At 69.7% G+C, this 18,384-nt stretch carries 17 protein-coding genes and 2 pseudogenes; 11 read left to right on the plus strand and 8 right to left on the minus strand.

What is annotated here, in order from left to right; genetic code table 11:
* Nucleotides 1-53 precede the first annotated feature (53 nt).
* On the minus strand, nucleotides 54-830 hold the full coding sequence (locus VP06_RS10660; protein WP_245291138.1) for an IclR family transcriptional regulator: 777 nt from the start codon (nucleotides 828-830) through the stop codon (nucleotides 54-56).
* 169 nt (nucleotides 831-999) lie between these two features.
* Between VP06_RS10660 and VP06_RS10665 the strand changes: the two genes are divergently transcribed.
* A complete protein-coding gene (locus tag VP06_RS10665; protein WP_048463752.1) occupies nucleotides 1,000-1,857 on the plus strand; it encodes a 2,4-didehydro-3-deoxy-L-rhamnonate hydrolase in 858 nt (285 codons plus the stop codon).
* Nucleotides 1,858-1,862: 5 nt separating this feature from the next.
* On the plus strand, nucleotides 1,863-2,612 hold the full coding sequence (locus VP06_RS10670) for an SDR family NAD(P)-dependent oxidoreductase (protein ID WP_048463753.1): 750 nt from the start codon (nucleotides 1,863-1,865) through the stop codon (nucleotides 2,610-2,612).
* A gap of 341 nt (nucleotides 2,613-2,953) precedes the next feature.
* Here the strand turns inward: VP06_RS10670 and VP06_RS10675 are convergent, their stop codons facing one another.
* Nucleotides 2,954-3,175 carry a hypothetical protein gene (locus tag VP06_RS10675; protein ID WP_048463754.1) on the minus strand — a complete coding sequence of 74 codons (222 nt, stop codon included), beginning with the start codon at nucleotides 3,173-3,175 and terminating at the stop codon, nucleotides 2,954-2,956.
* Nucleotides 3,176-3,356: 181 nt separating this feature from the next.
* Nucleotides 3,357-3,629 (minus strand): DUF6894 family protein, encoded by a 273-nt coding sequence (locus VP06_RS10680; protein ID WP_048463755.1) that lies wholly within the window; start codon nucleotides 3,627-3,629, stop codon nucleotides 3,357-3,359.
* A 451-nt stretch (nucleotides 3,630-4,080) separates the two neighbouring features.
* Between VP06_RS10680 and VP06_RS10685 the strand changes: the two genes are divergently transcribed.
* Nucleotides 4,081-4,380 carry a hypothetical protein gene (locus VP06_RS10685; protein ID WP_048463756.1) on the plus strand — a complete coding sequence of 100 codons (300 nt, stop codon included), beginning with the start codon at nucleotides 4,081-4,083 and terminating at the stop codon, nucleotides 4,378-4,380.
* A gap of 29 nt (nucleotides 4,381-4,409) precedes the next feature.
* Here the strand turns inward: VP06_RS10685 and uraH are convergent, their stop codons facing one another.
* On the minus strand, nucleotides 4,410-4,790 hold the full coding sequence (gene uraH, locus VP06_RS10690; RefSeq protein ID WP_048463757.1) for a hydroxyisourate hydrolase: 381 nt from the start codon (nucleotides 4,788-4,790) through the stop codon (nucleotides 4,410-4,412).
* Between the two features lie 205 nt (nucleotides 4,791-4,995).
* Here uraH and VP06_RS10695 point away from each other — a divergent pair, with 205 nt between their 5' ends.
* The 6 genes and pseudogenes from VP06_RS10695 to VP06_RS38975 all read left to right on the plus strand — a co-directional run.
* Nucleotides 4,996-6,351: an 8-oxoguanine deaminase gene (locus tag VP06_RS10695; RefSeq protein ID WP_048463758.1), complete on the plus strand. Its 1,356-nt coding sequence runs from the start codon at nucleotides 4,996-4,998 to the stop codon at nucleotides 6,349-6,351.
* A 179-nt stretch (nucleotides 6,352-6,530) separates the two neighbouring features.
* A complete protein-coding gene (locus VP06_RS10700; protein ID WP_048463759.1) occupies nucleotides 6,531-6,845 on the plus strand; it encodes a hypothetical protein in 315 nt (104 codons plus the stop codon).
* 276 nt (nucleotides 6,846-7,121) lie between these two features.
* Nucleotides 7,122-7,547 (plus strand): response regulator transcription factor, encoded by a 426-nt coding sequence (locus VP06_RS10705; RefSeq protein ID WP_048463760.1) that lies wholly within the window; start codon nucleotides 7,122-7,124, stop codon nucleotides 7,545-7,547.
* Nucleotides 7,544-8,224 (plus strand): chemotaxis protein CheX, encoded by a 681-nt coding sequence (locus VP06_RS10710; protein WP_245291139.1) that lies wholly within the window; start codon nucleotides 7,544-7,546, stop codon nucleotides 8,222-8,224. The genes VP06_RS10705 and VP06_RS10710 overlap by 4 nt, the downstream gene beginning before the upstream one ends.
* A pseudogene (locus VP06_RS38970) lies at nucleotides 8,217-9,101 on the plus strand (PAS domain-containing protein); the annotation flags it as partial. The gene VP06_RS10710 and the pseudogene VP06_RS38970, both read left to right, overlap by 8 nt.
* A gap of 108 nt (nucleotides 9,102-9,209) precedes the next feature.
* A pseudogene (locus tag VP06_RS38975) lies at nucleotides 9,210-10,721 on the plus strand (ATP-binding protein); the annotation flags it as partial.
* Between the two features lie 134 nt (nucleotides 10,722-10,855).
* Here the strand turns inward: VP06_RS38975 and VP06_RS10720 are convergent.
* Nucleotides 10,856-11,497, minus strand: coding sequence for a Crp/Fnr family transcriptional regulator (locus VP06_RS10720; protein WP_048463762.1), 642 nt, complete (start codon nucleotides 11,495-11,497; stop codon nucleotides 10,856-10,858).
* A 9-nt stretch (nucleotides 11,498-11,506) separates the two neighbouring features.
* Nucleotides 11,507-13,003, minus strand: coding sequence for a peptidoglycan L,D-endopeptidase MepK (locus VP06_RS10725; RefSeq protein WP_048463763.1), 1,497 nt, complete (start codon nucleotides 13,001-13,003; stop codon nucleotides 11,507-11,509).
* 522 nt (nucleotides 13,004-13,525) lie between these two features.
* Here VP06_RS10725 and VP06_RS10730 point away from each other — a divergent pair.
* Nucleotides 13,526-14,593 (plus strand): extracellular catalytic domain type 2 short-chain-length polyhydroxyalkanoate depolymerase, encoded by a 1,068-nt coding sequence (locus VP06_RS10730; RefSeq protein ID WP_048463764.1) that lies wholly within the window; start codon nucleotides 13,526-13,528, stop codon nucleotides 14,591-14,593.
* A 140-nt stretch (nucleotides 14,594-14,733) separates the two neighbouring features.
* On the plus strand, nucleotides 14,734-15,261 hold the full coding sequence (locus VP06_RS10735; protein ID WP_156295543.1) for a hypothetical protein: 528 nt from the start codon (nucleotides 14,734-14,736) through the stop codon (nucleotides 15,259-15,261).
* A gap of 164 nt (nucleotides 15,262-15,425) precedes the next feature.
* Here VP06_RS10735 and VP06_RS10740 read toward each other — a convergent pair whose 3' ends face one another.
* On the minus strand, nucleotides 15,426-17,192 hold the full coding sequence (locus VP06_RS10740; protein WP_048463765.1) for an ABC transporter ATP-binding protein: 1,767 nt from the start codon (nucleotides 17,190-17,192) through the stop codon (nucleotides 15,426-15,428).
* A gap of 246 nt (nucleotides 17,193-17,438) precedes the next feature.
* The coding region (locus tag VP06_RS10745) for an MFS transporter (RefSeq protein ID WP_048463766.1) at nucleotides 17,439-18,384 on the minus strand (946 nt) is incomplete at its 5' end.

Here is an 18,384-nt window from a genome sequence, read left to right on the forward strand (position 1 = left end):
GGTTAGCGCCGGGCGGGCGCGCTCCGGCCAGGGCGAGCCTGTCCCGCCCGGCGCTACCCCGCCCAGCCCAGATCCCGGCTGATCGCACCCGCGACCGCGCGCACCGTCCCGGCCAGCGCCTCCATCCGGGCCTCGTCCATGTACTGCACGGTGCTCGTCACGCTGAAGGCCGCGACGATCGCCCCGCCGGCGTCCCGGATCGGGCCGGCGACGCAGCGCACCTCGGGCTCATTCTCCTCGCGGTCATAGGCGATGCCGCGTGCCGCGTAGGTCCGCATCCGGTCGAGCCAGGTCGCGAGGTCCGGGCTGTGGCCGCCCCGCGCCTCGCCCAGGCGGTAGAAGTGCCGCCAGCGCGTCTCGTCGAGATCGAGGATCAGGGCCTTGCCGAGGCCCGTCGACCAGACCGGCTGACGCTCGCCGACCCGCGAGCTGATCTCGATACGCCGCCGCCCCGGCAGCTTGTCGAGGTAGAGCGCCCAGTCGCCCTCCAGGACGCCGAGATGGATCGTGTCGCCGCATTCCGCCGACAGGCGCTCGAGGTGTGGCCGCGCCACCCGGGTCACCGGCGCCGCCTGCTGGGCACGAAAGCCCAGTTCGAGGAGCTTCGGCCCGAGCCCGTAGCCTTCCCGCGGCGCGAAGGTGAGGTAGCGCCGCTCGACGAGGGCCGCGGCGAGGCGGTGGGTGGTGCTCCGCGTGGTCCCGAGCGCCGCCGACAAGGCCGGAAGGTCACGGGCGCCACCCGCCACCGCCTCCAGGATGGCGAGGCCGCGCAGCAGCGTCTGGCTCCCGGGGGCGGCCCCTGTCTCCCCGGTTGACGGCTTCGATGGCACGGGCGTATCGTCCCACATACAAGAACAAGATCCCACTATATGGGATCGATTGGTGCGGCGCGAGGGCCGTGCCGGAGGAAACCGCCGACGGCCTCCGTCCCGCCCTGCCCCGCGCCCGAAGACCCGCGCGCCGTGCGGCGTGCCCGGATTCCCAAGGAGGTTCGACCCGATGAAGCTGTTGCGCTACGGCCCGGTGGGCCAGGAGAAGCCCGGCCTGCTCGATGCCGAGGGCCGCATCCGCGACCTTTCCGGCCATCTGACCGATCTCGGCCCCGCCGCGCTCGGGCGCGAGGCTTTGTCCCGCCTCGCGGCGATCGATGTCGCCAGCCTGCCGGTGGTCGAGGGCTCAGCCCGCCTCGGCACGCCGGTGGCGAATGTCGGCAAGTTCATCGCCATCGGGCTCAACTTCGCCGACCATGCCGCCGAGTCGAACCTGCCGGTGCCCAAGGAGCCGATCGTCTTCATGAAGGCGGTCACCTCGCTGTCCGGCCCGAACGACCCGGTGATGCTGCCGAAGGACTCGGTGAAGAGCGACTGGGAGGTCGAGCTGGGCATCGTGATCGGGACGCGCGCGTCTTACGTCGAGGAGGCGCAGGCGCTCGATTACGTGGCCGGCTATTGCCTGATCAACGACGTCTCGGAGCGCGAATACCAGATCGAGCGCGGCGGCACCTGGGACAAGGGCAAGGGCTGCGACACGTTCGGGCCGGTCGGCCCCTGGCTCGTCACCGCCGACGAGGTCGGTGATCCGCAGAGCCTCGACATGTGGCTCGACCTCAATGGCCGCCGCATGCAGACCGGCAATACCCGGACGATGATCTTCACCTGCGCGCAGATCGTCGCTTACGTCAGCCGCTTCATGACCCTGATGCCCGGCGACATCATCACCACCGGCACGCCGCCCGGCGTCGGCATGGGCATGAAGCCCGAGCCGGTCTTCCTGAAGGCCGGGGACGTGATGACGCTCGGCATCGAGAAGCTCGGCGAGCAGCGCCAGGATGTGACCGCCTGGCAGCGCCGGGACTGACGCCGATGACTTTTCCTCACCGCTTCGAGGGCCGCACGGCCCTCGTCACCGGCGGCGCCTCCGGCATCGGGCTGGCGGTCGCCGCCCGCCTGAAGGCCGAGGGCGCTTCCGTCGCCATCTGGGACCTGAACGCGGAGGCGCTGGAGAAGGCCAAGGCCGAGACCGGCGCCACCGACACACGCGCCCTCGACATCGCGGATGCCGCCGCGGTCGAGGCGTCGATGCGCGAGACCGTGGCGGCCCTCGATGGTCGCCTCGACGTGCTTGTGTGCAGCGCCGGTATCACCGGTCCGAACACGACGCTTCGCGACTATCCCGTCGAGGCGTGGCAGCGGGTGATCGACGTCAACCTCAATGGCCTGTTCTACTGCAACCGCGCCGCGGTGCCGGCGATGGAGGCGGGTGGCTACGGCCGCATCGTCAACGTCGCGTCGATCGCCGGCAAGGAGGGCAACCCCAACGCCTCGGCCTATTCGGCCTCCAAGGCCGGGGTGATCGGGCTGACGAAGTCGCTCGGCAAGGAACTGGCGAAGTCGGAGATCCGGGTGAACTGCATCACCCCGGCGGCGGTTCGCACGGCGATCTTCGACCAGATGACGCAACAGCATATCGACTTCATGCTGTCGAAGATCCCGATCGGCCGCTTTGGCGCGATCGACGAGGTGACCTCGCTGATCTGCTTCCTGGCGAGCGAGGAAGCCTCGTTCTCGACCGGTGCGGTGTTCGACGTGTCGGGCGGGCGGGCAACATACTGAGCCGCTCCGGGCTCGCGACGTCGATCCGCCTCACGGTGCGGTGCGCGATCGGCGCGCACCTCATGCTCGCTGCCCGGTCGAGCCCATCCTGACGGCGCGCACCCGACACCAGCCGCCACGCGCGTGATCGTCGGTCCCTCTCCGATCCCTTGCAGCGGTCCCGGGCACACCCGGGATCGCGCTGACACAGGTCGGGACGGGTCACATCGTCCGAGGACAGCCGTCCCAGGCAGTCCGGCGCGGGCAGGAAAAGAAAGACCCGCTCTGCCATCCGTTCGCGAAAGCCCAGATCCGACGGCCACGCCTGCCGGGACTGGCCGCTCGCACCACTCCGGGAAACCTCAGCGCTTCTTCGCCCGCGCCTTCGGGGCGGCCTTGGCGACGGCCACCGCCTCTGCCTCGCGGGCGAGGCGCAGGGCCTTGAGGCGGGCGGTGTTGTCGTCCCGGTTACGCTCTGCGCTGGCAAGGTCGGCCCAAGCCTGCGCCGCCATCTCGGCTTGCATCTGGGCCCGCGCCGCGCGGGTCTCGGCCTGTCCGCGCGCAGTGCTGTCTTGGGTCGCCATAGCGTCATCCCTCGTGCGAGGCGCGGATGAGCCGCGGCCTCGAGGGGCGCCGGGCCGAACGGGCCGCCGAGTGCGACCCGCCCCCGGCGCCCTCCTGGCATGTAGGGCGCGGCGGACGATTGTCATGGGCGCGCGGCCATTCCAGACCGCGAAGAGGGGGCGATACAGCGTCGCGACAGCCTCAATGGGCGGTCGGCGTGTCGTGCCCCGGCTCCTCGGGCGCATTCTCCATCAGGGCCTCGGCGAAGGGGAATTCCAGCACCACCTCGCCGGCCTCGTCGGTCACCACCAGGCTCGCGGCGAGCAGCCGGTCCTGGTTCTTCGGGTCCTCCATCATCGCGCGGATGATCGCGCGCGAGGTCTCCCAGGCGTGATCGGGATCACGCAGATCTTCGCCGTTCAGATCGGTGATGACGTCCTCACCGATGTGAGTGTTGAAGAAATATCGTGGCATGGGCAATCCTTCCGGCCGATTGTCAGCTCTCCCTGCCCTGTTTGTCCCGCTAGGACCAGTCCCCTGATCGGGGCATTCCATGCCGATGGCAACGCAATTGAGGTATCGGGGGGCGAGAACGACGAACCCCATTATCAATTCCTGTCACCCGCGCACAGTCCGGCGCCGAGGGCGCGCCGGAGTGGTCCGCTTTCGGCCGGTCGATCGGCGATGCGGACCAAACGGCTGCGCCGACGTGCCATGCCCGCCTGTACCATGCCCGCCTGCCACGCGGGCCCGTCATGCCGCCGAAGGCCGGCACGGGGGGCGCGGAAGCTGTGAATGGGTCGGCTATGGTCCACTTGCGCCGAACCCCGGATTGAGCTTTCCTGACGTTGGGCGAGCGAGGGAACGTCAGGTCGTGGAATACCGGCGCCGCTCGGCCTCGCCCAAGGGAGCATCGAGACGTCCGATGTTGTGGCGCATCACTCCGTGGAGCCGCAAGCCTCACCTGCCGGCCCTCGTCGGCGGATTCGATCCGGTTTACTATCTCGGCAAGAATCCGGACGTTGCGGCCGAAGGCTGCGATCCCCTCGAACATTACCTTCGTTTCGGCTGGCGCGAGGGGCGGGATCCCTCCGCCGAGTTCAGCACGAGCGGCTACCTCTCGGCCAATCCGGACGTGCAGCGGGCGGGCGTGAACCCCTTGCTCCATTACCGCGAGCACGGCCTAGCCGAGCGCCGGCGCGGCTGGCAGAAGCGCGGCGCCTGAACCTGACGGATGTCGGGCGCCATGCGCCGTCAGCTGCCGCGATAGGTGCTGTAGGAATAGGGCGCGATCAGCAGTGGCACGTGGTAATGGCTCAGGCCGGGCTGCACCACGAACCGGATCGGCACCTCGTCGAGGAAGTCGCCGGCGCCGTCATCCCCCAGCCCCGCGAAATAGGCGCCGACCGCGAAGACCAGCTCGTAGAGGCCCGGCCGCAGCGCCGCACCGGCGAGCAGCGGCGCATCGCAGCGCCCATCGGCGTTGGTGAGGATGCGGGCAATCTCCTCCCGCGTCCCATCGGCCAGGCGCCAGAGCTGCACCGCGACCCCGGCGGCCGGCCGGCCATGGGCGGTGTCGAGCACGTGGGTGGTCAGGCGCGGCGTCTCGGGGCTCGATGCAGGGTGGCTCGACATGGCGGCATCTCCGGTCTCGGCCTCCCCCGCGTGCCCGAGGGCTGCCGCTCGGTCAAGCGGCGCTTGACCTGAGGCGGGCCGGGCGCCCAGCATGCCGGCTCACCGTCTCTCATGCGTCTCACCGTCGCCGTCCTCGGTCCCCATCGCCGCGTCGGCGCGACCGGAAGGCTGTGAGACGCCTCTCACTTCCGCCGGAGCCCCCCGCATGGCCACGCTTCTCCTGCGCAACGCCGACCGCCTCGTCACCATGGATGCGACGCGGCGCGAGATCGACGGTGGCTTCCTGCTGGTCGAGGACAACCGCATCGTCGCGGTCGGCGGGCCGGAGGCGGCGCCTCAGACCGCCGATACGGTGATCGATCTCGCCGGCCACGTGCTGCTGCCCGGCCTCGTCAACACCCATCACCACATGTACCAGTCGCTCACCCGCGCCGTGCCGGCGGCCCAGGACGCCGATCTGTTCGGCTGGCTGAAGGCGCTCTATCCGATATGGGCCCGGCTCACGCCCGAGATGGTGCGGGTGTCGACGCAGACCGCGATGGCCGAACTGATCCTGTCGGGCTGCACCACCTCGAGCGATCACCTCTACCTCTATCCCAATGGCTGCCGCCTCGACGACAGCATCGAGGCCGCAGACGCGATCGGCCTGCGCTTCCACGCCGCCCGCGGGGCGATGAGCGTCGGCGAGAGCGCCGGCGGCCTGCCGCCCGACGCGCTGGTGGAGGACGAGGCCGCGATCCTTGCCGATGCGCGCCGCCTGATCGAGACCTGGCACGACCCAGCGCCTTACGCGATGCGGCGGATCGTGGTGGCACCGTGCTCGCCCTTCTCGGTTAGCCCGGGGCTGATGCGGGATGCGGCGGCTCTGGCACGGTCCTATGGCGTCTCGCTGCACACCCATCTCGCCGAGAACCAGGACGACGTCACCTATAGCCGCGAGCGCTTCGGCATGTCGCCGGCGGAATACGCGGCGGATCTCGGCTGGGTCGGTCCGGACGTCTGGCACGCGCACTGCGTCAAGCTCGACGAGGACGGGATCCGGCTGTTTGCCCGCACCGGCACCGGGGTGGCGCATTGCCCATGCTCGAACATGCGGCTCGCCTCCGGCATCGCCCCGGTGCCGCGGATGCGCTGCGAAGGCGTGACGGTCGGCCTCGGCGTCGACGGGTCGGCCTCGAACGATGGCGGCCACCTGCTTGGCGAGGCGCGCCAGGCCCTGCTCCTCGCCCGCGTCGGATACGGGCCCGCCGCGATGACCGCCCGGCAGGCCCTGGAGATCGCCACCCTGGGCGGGGCCAAGGTGCTCGGGCGCGACGATATCGGGGCGCTCGCCCCCGGCATGGCCGCCGATTGCGTCGCCTTCGACCTGCGGGGGCTCGGCCTGGCGGGCGCGCGGCACGATCCGGTCGCGGCGCTGGTGTTCTGTGCGCCGCCGAGCGTGGCGCTGAGCGTGATCAACGGACGGATCGTGGTGCAGGACGGCCGGCTGCTCACGCTCGATACGGCGCGGCTGGCGGAGCGGCACACCACGCTCAGCCGTCACTTGGTGAACGGCGTTTAACCTCGGTTTCACCACAGGTTTCGAGTCGCATGAACCGAGCGGCGGAGGCGGCGCTGGCTCTGCCTCCGATCAGCAGACGGCCGCGCCTCGCGCGGCGAGTGGTTTGAGCACGCGGTGACGGCACTTGACCCGATCTTGCTTCCAATCGAAACGACGACCGTCGCACTCGGACGTTCGCCATGATTTTCTTAGTATTCGCATTGTTGATCGCTATCTTGTTTGTCGCGAGATTGACGATCGGCACGCGGATCGAGCGGACGCGCTGGTTCGTCGACCGGTCGGTCCGCTTCGCGGGAGGGGCGGCGGCGTGGTGTTGCGTCGTCCTGCTGCTGCGGTGGGCATTCGGTTCCACGCATGCGGGCTGGTCCGCCGTCGCCTTTGGTCCGATCATGTTCGTCGTGATGTCACTCTTCGTGTTGAGTGCGCTGACCATCCCGGTCGTTTGGGCCAATACGATGAGGGAGATCTTGAATCGACTGAAAAGCCGCGATTGACCGGGTCGCCTCTTGTCTCGATCGCGACATGCGGGATGGGCCGCGCGCATCTCGCCGACTGCCGAGTGAAGTGCTCATCGTCTCGAGGCACCGTCCAGCGCTCGACGATGGTGGCGGCAAGGGGCAGCGGCGGGCGCCCCGAGCCATGGAAAAAACCCTGCGCTCCGATACCAGTTTTCGGCTATGGCAGGGCGGCGCGCCCGTCTGCCCGTCACCACCCCGGGAGCCCCCGCGGGAGCCGTTTCCCTTTTGCCCGAAACAGCCTAGATCCTGCCCATGTCGCAGCCCCCGACCTCGCAGCCCCCAACCGCTCCCACGCCGATCACCGTGCTGGTGGTCGACGACAGCAAGCTCGCGCGGGCCGTCGCCGTGCGGCTGCTGCGCCAGGCCAGGCCGGACTGGGCGGTGCGGGAGGCGGCCCATGCCGAGGAGGCGCTGAGCGTGATGGCGGGCGGGCGGGTCGACGTGGCGCTGCTCGATTTCAACATGCCGGGCAAGGATGGCCTCGCCCTCGCGGCGGAGCTGCGCGCGGAGCGGCCGGGCATGCCGATCGCCGTGATCTCGGCCAATATCCAGGACGAGGTGATCGCCCGCGCCCGGGACCTCGAGGCGGCCTTCCTGGCCAAGCCCCTCACCGGCGACGCGCTGGCGGGCTTCCTCTCGGGCGCCGCCCTGCGCCTGCGCCGGAGCGGCCCGTCATGACCGGCGGTGGCATGACGGATGGCGGCGCGGGCGACGGGACGGCGATCGGCCTGACCGAGTTGCAGCTGGACGCCTTCACCGAACTGGTGAATATCGGGGTCAGCCGCGCCGCCGCGAGCCTGCGCCAGATGATCGGCACCCAGGTGCTGCTCTCGGTGCCCTCCGTGGAGATCGTCTCGCGCGACGCCGCCGCGCGGCTCATCGGCGAGCGCGAGGCGGCGCCGCTCGTGGTGGTCCACCAGGATTTCGCCGGCGCCTTCGCGGGCCGCGCGCTGCTGATCTTCCCGCAGGAGAACGGCCGCGAGCTGGTCCGGGCCGTCGCCGGCGAGGAACTCTCGCTCGAGGAGGTCGCCGACCTGGAGGACGAGGCGCTGGCCGAGACCGGCAACATCATCCTCAACGGCTGCCTCGCCACCATGGCGAACATGCTCCAGCGCACGCTGACCATGTCCCTGCCCGGCATCGCGCGCGGGGACGGCCCGCAGATCTTCGGAATGCATGCCGGCGGGGCCGCGGGCGCGGACGCCCTGGTGCTGTTCCTCTACATCGACTTCTCGGTCAGCGAGCGCGACATCCGCGGCTACCTGGCGATGCTGATGGACCTGCCGTCGCTCGAGAACCTGAGGCTTCTGGTGGACGAGTTCATCGCCCGCGCCCTCGGCGATCTGGATGCGTGATGGGACCTGCGATGGCCCGCCTTCACGACGGGATCCCGGCGTGAGCGCCTCCGACCGTTCCGGCGCGGCCGCGGCGCTCGACGCGGCCATCGCGGCGGCGCGGACCCGCGCCGGGCCGTTCCTTCCTGCGCTGGAGCATTCGCGCCAGCCGATGCTCGTCAGCGACCCCCGCCTGCCCGACAACCCGGTGGTCTTCGCCAACCCGGCCTTCCTGACCCTCACCGGCTACGAATCCGGCGAGGTGCTCGGGCGCAATTGCCGCTTCCTTCAGGGCCCGGAGACCGATCCGGGCGCGATGGCGGCGATCCGCGAGGGGCTGCGCGAGGAGCGCGTGGTCCGGGTCACGATCCTGAACTACCGCCGCGATGGCAGCCGGTTCTGGAACCAGTTGCTGATCTGCCCGATCCACGACGAGGCGGGCCGCCTCGTCAACTTCTTCGCCTCGCAGGTGGACATGTCCCACGTCCACGAGGCGGAGGCCGGGCGCATGCGGCTCGCCGACATCGAGCGGCGCTTGGCCGAGGCACAGCGCCAGCTCTCCTTCACCCTCGCCTCGGCCGGCATCGCAGGGACCTGGGACTGGGACATTCCGGGCAAGCGCCTGCATGTCGACGGGCGCTTCGCGGCGCTGACCGGGCTCAGCCCGGCGCCGCGCCCCGGCACGGTGCCGCTGAGCCCCGGCCCGCTGCCGGTCGGCGCCTTCTTCTCGGGCATCCACCCCCTCGACCGGCTGCGGGTGAGGCTCGCGGTGAGCGGCATCCTCGGCGGGGCCGAGGTGTTCGACAAGGAGTACCGCCTGCTCGCGCCGGACGGTTCGGTGCGCTGGGTCCATGCCCGCGGCCGCTGCCATTTCGGCCCCGACGAGCGGCCCGCGCGCTTCACCGGCGTGCTGGTCGAGGTGACGGAGCAGAAGAAGGTCGAGGAGCGCCTGCGCATTGCCCAGTCGGCGGGCCGGGTCGGCGCCTTCGAGCACGTGCCGGGCTTCGCCACGGTGACGGCCTCGCCGCAATTTTGCAGCCTGCTCGGCCTGGTGCCGGCCCGCACCGTGGCGGCGAGCGCCGTCAATGCGCTCGTGGTCGAGGGCGATCCGCCGCTGCTGGCGCCCGACCAGCGCCAGGAGGGCGAGTTGCCGCCGGTCGAGACCCGGGTGCGGCTCGCCGAGACCGGCGAGGTGCGCTGGCTCGCCCGCCGTGGCGAGGCGATCCGCGACACCGAGACGTCGGGCCTGCGCCATGTCGGGGTGGTCTACGACATCACCGAATCGAAGCGGGCCGAGGGGGCACTCCGCGAACTCAACGACACCCTGGAAGCCCGGGTGCGGGAGGCGGTGGCCGAGCGCGAGCGCGCCGAGGAGCAGCTGCGCCAGTCGCAGAAGATGGAGGCGGTGGGGCAACTCACCGGCGGCATCGCCCACGACTTCAACAACCTGCTCACCGGCATCGTCGGTTCCCTCGATCTGATGCAGACCCGCATCAACGAGGGCCGCACCGAGAACCTGACCCGCTATGCCGGCCTCGCCATGGCCTCGGCCCAGCGCGCCGCGGCGCTGACGCACCGCCTCTTGGCCTTCTCGCGCCGCCAGCCGCTCGAATCGCGCCCCGTCGATGCCAACCGGCTGGTGACCTCGATGGACGAGCTGATGCGCCGGACTCTCGGCGAGCGGGTGCAGCTGGAAGTGGTGGTGGCCGGCGGCCTGTGGCTGACGCTCTGCGACCCCAACCAGCTCGAGAACGCGATCCTCAACCTGGCGATCAATGCCCGCGACGCGATGCCGGAGGGCGGGCGCCTCACCATCGAGACCGCCAACGCCCATCTCGACGACGCCTATGCCGCCCGGGACATCGGCGTGCGGGCGGGGCAATATGTCTGCATCAGCGTGACCGATACCGGCACCGGCATGCCGCCGGACGTGATCGCCCGCGCCTTCGACCCGTTCTTCACCACGAAGCCGCTCGGCCAGGGCACCGGCCTCGGCCTCTCGATGATCTACGGCTTCGCCAAGCAATCGGAGGGCAACGTCAAGATCTATTCGGAGACCGGGCAGGGCACGACGGTCAAGCTCTACCTGCCGCGCTATCACGGCGAGGCGGAGGCTTCCGCCGAGGCGCGGGGCGAGGCGCCGCGGGCCGAGCGGGGCGAGACCGTGCTGGTGGTGGAAGACGACCCGACCGTGCGGGCCCTGGTGATCGAGGTGCTGCACGAGCTGGGCTACCGCACCCTGGAGGCCGGCGACGGTCCGTCGGGCCTGCGCTGGCTGCAATCGCCCGCCCATATCGACCTTCTCATCACCGATGTCGGCCTGCCGGGCCTCAACGGGCGCCAGCTCGCCGACCAGGCCCTTGAGGTGCGCCCGAGCCTGAAGGTGCTGTTCATGACCGGCTATGCCGAGAACGCCGCCTTCGGCAACGGGCATCTCGGCCCCGGCATGCAGATGATCACCAAGCCGTTCCCGGTCGAGGGCCTGGCGACCAAGATCCGGTCGATCATCGAGGGGTGAGGCGGCCTCGTACCAACGGCCCAGGATGCTGACGCATCGGGCTGTTGATCCATCTCGAATTTTTGATCTCAAGCCAGAGGCTTGGCAAAAATTCGAGACCGGCACCAAAGGCCGTTTTCTGTCGACCGTTGGTATCAGATCACGTCCGAGCCGGCCGGCACCCGGGCCGGGGCCCCGTGCGCCGCCTGGAACAGGCGCTCGCTCGTCAGCTTCAGGAAGGAGAAGCCGAATTCCGGGTTCTGGTAATAGAGCTGCTTCACGTCGGAATAGGCCACCCCGAGCACGATGCCGGGCTCGGTGCAGGTCAGGGTGCCGGTGCGCAGGTTGCCGGGCGAGAGCATGCCGAGTTCGCCCACGATGGCGCCGGGCCGGATGTCGATGTCCAGCTCGTCAATGCGGAAGCGGCCGCTCTCGATCAGGAACATCTCGTCGGCGGGATCGCCCTTGCGGAACAGCACGGTGCCGGCGGCGATGCGCCGGGATTCGCCGAAGGGCCGGAGCCACTCGAGGGAGAGGTCGCCCTCCGCCGCCCGCTCGACATCGCGCACCAGCCGGATCATCTGGTAGAGCCGCCAGGCGTTGAACGGGATCTGGATCGCCTCGGTCAGCACCACCGGCATGCTGCCGGTGAGGATCCCGTAGGTGATCACCGCCACGCTGGCGAGGAGCGACACCACCCGCAGCGGGATCATGGTGCTCATCGCGGTCGACGCGATGGTGAGCGCCGTCCCCACATAGCCGATCGCCTCGACCCAATTGGCTGCGACCCAGTTCATCGGCTGCGCTCAGCGCCGTCCGACCGCCGAGCCGCTGAAGCGCCCGGCACCGGGTGCGTCCTCGGAGGCGCTGGACTGGAACCGGGTCGCGACCGCACTGGCCGGCGCGGCGACGAGGCCGGCGGGCGGCGTGCCGGTCTTGGGTTTCTGGACGATGCGGATCGCCGCGGCCTCGGCCGCCGGAGCGGCCGCCGCAGCGCTGAACAGGGCGCTGAGCTGGGCCTTCGGATCGGTGGGAGCCGGCGCGGGCACCACGGGCGTCGCCCGCGGGCGGGGTGGGAGGATGGCGCCGAGGGCCGCCGGATCGGACCCGGCCGAGGCGATCTGGATCGAGGCCGGACGGGCAGGCGGGAGCGGCACGGTGAGCGGCGGCGGCGCGGCGACCAGGGCCTCCGCCAGGGCGACGAATTCCGAGGGCCGCCGCGGCGGCAGCGGGGGCGCCTTCAGCGGCGTGGTCTTGAGCAGCGGGGTCTCGGGCTGCGCCGTGGCCGGACTCTCGGGCGCCGGCTCGGCGGTGCGGACCGCCGGCTCCAGCGCGGCCGGGGCGGGGGCGGGCTCCGCGGGCGCCGGTGCCGGCTCAGCGACGGCGGCCTGCCGGGGTGCGGCGGCTTGCGGCAGCAGGGCGGCGGGCGCCGCCGGGGCCGCGTAGGCGAGCGCGTTGCGCGTGCCGGCATCCTCCGGCTGGGCGCTCGCCAGCGCCACCGGGCGGACGCGGCCCGCGCGTCCGGACAGGACCACCGGGGCCGGCGGCGGGGCCGCGGGCTTCGATCCGCCGAACAGCATGGCGAAGAACTGGCCGATGACGTTCGGGCCGTCCTCCTCGTCCGCCGCCGCGATCGCCTGGTTCACGCCCATCACACTGCCGCCGCGGGCCAGGATCTCGGCCTTGGCGCTCTCGTAGCCCGGCATCGGTCGGCCATCCGACGGCAGGTGGACGGTGCGGCCGTCGGGGAAGAGGCGGGCGAGCTGGTCGTGGCTCATCCGCGGCCAGGAGCGCACCGAGCCGACGTCGAGATGGACGAAGGGGCTGTTGGCCTGCGGATACCAGCCGACGCCGCCGCGCTGCATCCGCATGCCGATCGCCCGGATCTGGTCGATCGAGACGTCGGCGAGATAGAAGTCCATCGCCTTGCCGAGCATGTGCTGGCTGTGCTCGGCCACCGCGCGGGAGCGCCGGCGCAAGGCGGCGTTGGTCTGGGGCGAGCGATAGGCCGAGACGACGTGGATCGCGTCCTGCGACCCGACGGCGCGGTGGGCTTCCCACACCACGTCGAACAGGCGCGGGTCCATCTTGGTCGGCTCGTCGAGGCGCCAGTCGCGCAGCAGCCAATTCAGCTGCTCCAGGGCGGCCCGGTCGTAGCGCCCGTCACGCTTGAACGTGATCGACGCGCTTTCCTTGGTGTGCTCGTGGAAGATCGAGATCGTGCGGGTGTCGCCGTTGGCGACGGCATCCTGGGTGCCGCTGGTCGAGCCGAGGACGGCCGTCGCGCAGGCGATCAGGGCCATCGCGACGCGACGGCACGAGCGGGAAGGGACGACGGGGGATCCTTGGACCGGTTCGACCGCCCCGCGGCCGTCACGCTTGAGCGCTCGCACGATCCCTCATCCTCGCTCCGGCCCTGTGGCCGACATGGTGAACGCAGGGTTGCCGAGAACCGTCAACAAACGGTTACCGGGTCCCCGCGAGAGGTTGGAGAGCAGAGCTAAGCCTGAACCATGGCGAAAATCGGCCCGGCTTCACGAACGCGTGTCTCCGCAAGACCAGGGCAGGGGAGAGAGCCCGGGCGGGCATGAGGACGGTGTCCCCCCGCGAGCACGCCCGCGGCACGGCAATGGCACAGGCCCTATGCCGCCTCCTGCGCCGCGGTCGATCGATAACGGTTTTGCGGCAGCGCAAAAACAATTTCGCATTTTTCGCACTTGCGAGAGAATGTCGGCCGTGCTCTGGTCGGGCCTCATCTCGGATGAAAGCATCGTCCGAGACGGAAAGACATGCCGGATCCGCAGGACGTGTTGGGAGATCAACACATGGGCGACCAGAGCCAGATGGCCGAGCGACTGTCGGGATATGACATCCGGCGCGGCGAGAGTTCGATTTCCGGCTTATCTTCCGGTGCGTTCATGACCGTGCAGATGCACCTGGCCCATTCGAGCAAGTTCGTGGGGGCGGGCATCATCGCGGGCGGGCCGTTCCGCTGTGCCGAATCGTTCCGCGGTGCGGCGTTCCTGGCCGCCGATGCCTTCGAGCTGGGCGCCTTGGCCATCGGGATGAACCCGCTCATCCCGCAGATGGCGCCGGATGCCGGAGACCTCGCGGCCCTCGCCCGGGATGCGGCCGGGATGGGCCTGATCGATCCGATCGCCAACCTGGCGGATGATCGGCTGTACATCTTCACCGGCCGCTCCGATTGCGTCGTCTATCCGGACGTGGTGAGCCGCACGCGCGAATTCTACCTGCAGCTCGGCGTCGACTCCGCCAACATCCTCTACAACGACGTCGTCGATGCGGGTCATTCGATCATCACCGACAACCTCGAAGACTCGCCGCTGGCGGCGAACCGGCCGCCCTACATCAACAACGGCAACTTCATGCAGTCGCATGCGATCCTCCGACAGATCTACGGCGCCTTGAACGAACCGGCCGAGCACCTGATGGGTCGCCTGATCCGCTTCGACCAGCGGGAGTTCTTCGGCGACAACAAGCGCGCGAGCATGAGCGATTTCGGTTACGCCTACGTGCCCGCCACGGTGCTGGCCGGGCGGGCGCAGGCACGGGTGCACGTCGCGCTGCACGGCTGCAAGCAGGGCTATAATTACGTCAACTATGTTCGCGGCCTGCCCGACATCGCAAACCAGCCGCCCTACGGTAACCGCTACATCACCACGACTGGCTACAACCACATTGCCGAGAGCAACGACATCATCGTCCTCTACCCGCAGGTCGAGGGCAGCGATGGCGGCGACCTCCAGAATCCCGACGGGTGCTGGGACTGGTGGGGCTACAGCTCGCCCAACCCACGCAACCCCGATTATTACTCGAAGAACGCGGTCCAGATCACGGCGATCAACGCCATGCTGGAGCGCCTCGGCGCCTGACGACCGGTTCTCGGACGATGACGTCCGACAGCAGGATCATACCAATGGTCGAAAGAATACGACCTTTGGTTCCGGTCTCGACGTTTCGCCAAGACGTTTCGCCAAGCCTCTGGCTGAGACATCCGTGGGATGAGGACTTCGTGATGATACCGCAGACTGCCGCCGCCGGCCCCGCCCTTCCCGTGCCGTTCGCCAGCTTCCTGCGCACGGCCCTCACCGCGACCGAGCAGGTCCCGGCGCAGGCGGTCGCCGCGGCGCCGGTTGGCGCGCCCCTGCGCCGCACGGTGCTCGTCCAGGAGATCGCGACGCGCAGCGCCGCCAACGCGGTCGGAACCGCGCAGCTCCTGTCGCAGAGCCCCGATTCGACCACGATCGGCGAACTCTACGCGATGCAGGGCGCCTTCATGAAGCAGCTCTGGCAGATCGACCAGGACTGGCGCGCCGGCCTGATGCGGGTCTACGAAGGAACGGTGTCGCTGCGGAAGGCCAACACGCTGTCGAAAGTCGTCGAGCAGGATTTCAATCTGATCGGCCAATGCGGCGACCTGATGACGACCTACATGACCAGCGTCGCAACCTTGGTCGAGAATACCAACGTCGGCTATTCGTATTGGCTGAGCAAGAAGATCCGGGCGGCGCAGGCTGCCAGGGCCGCCGCTACGGGCTGAAAGCCCGGCTGTGGCAGGGCGCGCCCTGGTCGGATAAGCCCGCATGCCAAGGGTGGGCATGCAACAAGGGTGGGGGCGGCCAAAACGGGGCAGGCCATGCATGGGCCTGCCCTGCCGCCATGCCGATCCGGCCCCCTGCGCAACCGGAGGCGGATCGGTCCTGGTTACGCCGCCTCGCGCGACAGCTTGATCGTCTCGCGCTGGATCAGGTCGCGATAGAACCCGTCGAGATGCACCAGCCGGTCCGGGGAGCCGTCCTGGATCACCTTGCCGCCATCGAGCACGACGATCCGGTCGAAATCCTTCAGGGTCGAGAGCCGGTGCGCGATCGCGATCACGGTACGGCCCTTCATCAGGTTGCCCAAAGCCTCGCGGATCGCCTCCTCCGACTCGGTGTCCAGCGCCGAGGTCGCCTCGTCGAGGAGCAGGATCGGCGAGTTCTTCAGGATCGCACGGGCCACTGCGATGCGCTGGCGCTGGCCGCCCGACAGCTTCACGCCGCGGTCGCCCACGATGGTGTCGAAGCCGCCCGGCAGGTCGTTGATGAAGTCGGTGCAGCGGGCGGCTTCCGCCGCGGCCCACACCTCCTCGTCCGTCGCCTCCGGCCGGCCGTAGCGGATGTTCTCACGCAAGGAGCGGTGGAACAGCGAGATGTCCTGCGGCACCACGGTGATCGCCTCGCGCAGCGATTCCTGCGTGACCCGGCCGATATCCTGGCCGTCGATCAGGATGCGTCCCTGCTGAGGATCGTAGAAGCGCTGAAGCAGGGTGAACAGGGTCGACTTGCCGCCGCCCGAGCGGCCGACGAGGCCGACGCGCTGCCCGGGCTGGATATCGAGGTTGAACTCGCCGAACACTTCGCGGCCGTCCGGGTAGTTGAAGCCCACGCTCTCGAAGGTGATGCGGGCGCCGTCGCCGACGAGCGGCTTCGCCTCGGGGTGGTCACGCAGGTCGTGCGGCTGGAGCAGCGTGCGCAGGGCTTCCGACAGGCGGGCGGTGTGCTGGGTGACGTCGACGAGAGCCACGGCCAGGTCGCGGGTCGCCGCCAGAATGGTGATGCCGAGGGTGCAGACCAGCACGACCTGACCGGCGGTCGCGGCGCCTTGCTGCCACATCTGGATCGCCCAGTAGAGCAAGCCGAGCACCGCCGCGACGGTGATCAGGGCGTGCATGATGCGCAGGCGCTCCAGATAGAGCAGCGAGCGGCTGCGCGCCTTCATCTCGGTGCCAATGGTCTGGTCGAAGCGGGCGAATTCGCGCTTGTAGGCCGAGAATGCCCGCACGAGCGGCATGTTGCTCACGAGATCGACCATCTCGCCGTCAACGGCCGCCGCCTTCTCGGCGAAATCGTGGTGCAGCGGCTTGCCGGCGGCGGCGATGCGGAACATCAGCACCACCACGCCACCGCAGATGACGACGAGGCCGAGCGCCATCGGCACGCTGACGCTGCCGACATACAGGATGGCGCCGAACGCCGCCGCGCAGGGCGGCATCACGTTCCAGACGAACATGTTCTCGGCGGTGAAGATCGCGTTCGAGGTCGCCGTGATGCGGCTCGCCAGGGTGCCGGGCTGCCGGTCGGCGAAATAGGAGGGGGAATGTCCGGTGAGGTGCTGGAACAGGTCGCGCCGGATATCGCCGGTGACCTTCACGAAGGTGAAGCTGGCGATCAGGCTCGCGACCCGCCACAGCATGTTGTCGGCGGCGATGAAGCAGATCAGCACGGTGAGTGCCGGCCAGATCAGGTGATTGGACTCGGGTCCCTTGCCGAGGGCGTCGACGACGCCCTTCAGGCCGTACTGGGTGCTCACCGAGCAGGCCACGGCTCCCAGGACCGCGACCATGATGGCCGCGTGAGGCACGATGCGGCGGCGCAGGTAGCGGGCCACGAAGGCCCAGGGCCGGTTGGCGTACGCGCAGAGGTCATCCATCGTGGCGATCGATCCCGGTTCTTCGCACGCGTGCGGCCCACGGTCGGGAGAGGGACGGAATGCAAGAACCCCGCCGCAGCTTCTCCGCACTCTTCCGCAGACCCCACCCGCGTCTCGCAACGCGCAAGCGTCGCCATGTGTTGCAGGCGAAAAGTGCTGCGCGCCTTGTAATCCATGGTTTCTGAACGGGAGTTGAGCGGCGCTGCGGTGCACACCGCCCGTCCGTCCGTCTTGCGGCTCCGCCGCTCAGGGCTCCTTGGGCCGCCTGGTCTCCGGCATGATCGCCACCAGGAGGATGAACGCGACCAAGGCCACGGCCGAGAGGCCCAGGAAGGCGGCATGCGAGCCGAAATGGTCCGCCATGTAGCCCGACAGGGTGGTGCTGGCCGCAGCGCCCAGACCTATCGCGGTGCCGACGGCGCCAAGCGCCATGTTGAACCGGCCGGTGCCGCGGGTGCAGTCGGCCACGACCAGCGGCACCATCACGCCGAGCACCGCGGCCGAGATGCCGTCGAAGACCTGCACCGCCACCAGCAATTCGGGCGCGTCCGTATAGGCAAAGAGCAGGCCGCGGATCGGCAGGGCGGCAAAGCCCAGGACGAGGAGCGGGCGCCGTCCATAGGCCTGGGCGGCCCGTCCCACCGCCGGGGCGATCAGCGCCATCACCAGTTGCGGCGCCATGATGCAGGCGGCGATCAGGATGGTGGCGGTGTGGCTCGTTCGCACCGTGAGCACGCTGCCGACGAGGGGCAGCATCGCCGCGTTGGCGACGAAGAACAGGGTGATGCAGGCGGAAAAGCACAGGAGCGCCCGGTTGGTCACGACGAGCCTCAGGCTTTCCCAGCCGCCGGGCGCCGGGCCGCCCTCGGGGGCCTGTGGCCGAACGAGGTCGATCTCGCTCGCGCGCACGAACCACAGCGCGGCGATCGTCGGCACGGCCAGGGCCGCCGTGACGTAGAACACCGCCTCGCTCGACAGATAATAGCCGCAGGCGCCCATGCCGGCGGCGGCCAGCGCGTTGCCGATCGAGGAGAAGCGGGCATTGCGCCCGAGCCGTTCGCCCAAGCCTGCATGGCCCACGAGCCCGAGGCTGATCGCCGCGATGGCCGGCGTGAGGGTGCAGCTCGCGATCGAGTGTGCCGCCATCGAGAGCGCCACGATCAGGAAGGTCGGGAACAGGGCGAGGCCGGCG

The organism is Methylobacterium aquaticum, assembly GCF_001043915.1.
GTDB lineage: Bacteria > Pseudomonadota > Alphaproteobacteria > Rhizobiales > Beijerinckiaceae > Methylobacterium > Methylobacterium aquaticum.

Bases quoted from the DNA above. Each gene is read 5' to 3' on its own strand.
- VP06_RS10665 (WP_048463752.1), top strand. From the start codon at position 1,000: ATGAAGCTGTTGCGCTACGGCCCGGTGGGCCAGGAGAAGCCCGGCCTG.
- VP06_RS10670 (WP_048463753.1), top strand. From the start codon at position 1,863: ATGACTTTTCCTCACCGCTTCGAGGGCCGCACGGCCCTCGTCACCGGC.
- VP06_RS10675 (WP_048463754.1), bottom strand. From the start codon at position 3,175: ATGGCGACCCAAGACAGCACTGCGCGCGGACAGGCCGAGACCCGCGCG.
- VP06_RS10680 (WP_048463755.1), bottom strand. From the start codon at position 3,629: ATGCCACGATATTTCTTCAACACTCACATCGGTGAGGACGTCATCACC.
- VP06_RS10685 (WP_048463756.1), top strand. From the start codon at position 4,081: ATGTTGTGGCGCATCACTCCGTGGAGCCGCAAGCCTCACCTGCCGGCC.
- uraH (WP_048463757.1), bottom strand. From the start codon at position 4,790: ATGTCGAGCCACCCTGCATCGAGCCCCGAGACGCCGCGCCTGACCACC.
- VP06_RS10695 (WP_048463758.1), top strand. From the start codon at position 4,996: ATGGCCACGCTTCTCCTGCGCAACGCCGACCGCCTCGTCACCATGGAT.
- VP06_RS10700 (WP_048463759.1), top strand. From the start codon at position 6,531: ATGATTTTCTTAGTATTCGCATTGTTGATCGCTATCTTGTTTGTCGCG.
- VP06_RS10705 (WP_048463760.1), top strand. From the start codon at position 7,122: ATGTCGCAGCCCCCGACCTCGCAGCCCCCAACCGCTCCCACGCCGATC.
- VP06_RS10710 (WP_245291139.1), top strand. From the start codon at position 7,544: ATGACCGGCGGTGGCATGACGGATGGCGGCGCGGGCGACGGGACGGCG.
- VP06_RS10720 (WP_048463762.1), bottom strand. From the start codon at position 11,497: ATGAACTGGGTCGCAGCCAATTGGGTCGAGGCGATCGGCTATGTGGGG.
- VP06_RS10725 (WP_048463763.1), bottom strand. From the start codon at position 13,003: ATGGCCCTGATCGCCTGCGCGACGGCCGTCCTCGGCTCGACCAGCGGC.
- VP06_RS10730 (WP_048463764.1), top strand. From the start codon at position 13,526: ATGGGCGACCAGAGCCAGATGGCCGAGCGACTGTCGGGATATGACATC.
- VP06_RS10740 (WP_048463765.1), bottom strand. From the start codon at position 17,192: ATGGATGACCTCTGCGCGTACGCCAACCGGCCCTGGGCCTTCGTGGCC.